The sequence below is a fragment of the Paenibacillus sp. P4_E11 genome (assembly GCF_056401635.1).
Window position 1 is genome coordinate 1 of the sequence record NZ_JBFUIX010000573.1, and the last position, 942, is coordinate 942.

Sequence of the window (942 nt, forward strand, 5' to 3'; positions counted from 1 at the left end):
AACTGGAGACATCATACAAGGGCATTGCGATGATGAAGCGAGCGGTTTGCAAGAAATGAAAGAAGCGATGGAACTTCTCGAAGGTCTTAACGCCCCGCTATTCTTTGCTCTTGGTACACATGACGGAATTGTCGGTAAACGCGAAGAGTTGCAGGTCCAACAATTTGTATACCCTGCGATTGGAAAAGCGTTAGGTACCGCCCCTGTCACGAAAGGCTATTACACTTTTGAAAAAGCAGGCTGCTTATTTATCGTCCTCGACTATACAACATTCGTTCGTGATGATGAACAGGTACAATTCATTAAGGATGTTTTTGCTAAATCGAGCAAATTCGAACATGTATTTTTGTTTTCACATCCTCCTCTTTTTTGTGTGGGCAGACCGTTTTTTACACATTTCGATTTTGTTAACACCGTTCTGGATGAAATCGCAAAGCATCCTGTTGATGCTTATTTCTGCGGACATACTCATAACCAGGTTACAACTCTGCATCAAGTAGGGGACAACTGGCTTCCTCAATTGAAAAGCACTGTGCTTGCCTACCCAGATCGAGCCCCGGTTCATCTAAGTGAAGTGCGAAGTATTTTACCAGATCCCTCCACGTTCGATTACGGTTGGGGTTATTTGGAGGATTCGGCTCCTGGTTGGTGGGAAATTTCGGTTAACGGCGAGTCGGTACAGGCCGACTGGCATGTATTTCAAAAAGGCATCTTAGGACAACTGACCTGGAAGCGCGGTGAAAAAGCGGTTATTACCAAAAGGCCGAATTTTTCAAAATCATCTGAGCTTCAGCTTCCGAGCTTAAACGAGATTCGTTCGGTTCAATTAAGAGCAGCCGGTTCCAATTGCAGAATGCCGGAAGGTTACCGGGTTTCCCTCAATGGCACCGAAATCGGGACTCTGCCGCGTCTTGAATACTTCGACAGTCGCCAGTTTATGGC

General features: G+C 45.6%; 1 protein-coding gene. It reads left to right on the top strand.

From position 1 onward, the window contains the following. The coding region (locus tag AC1DWB_RS36135) for a metallophosphoesterase family protein (RefSeq protein ID WP_477545866.1) at positions 1–942 on the top strand (942 nt) is incomplete at both ends.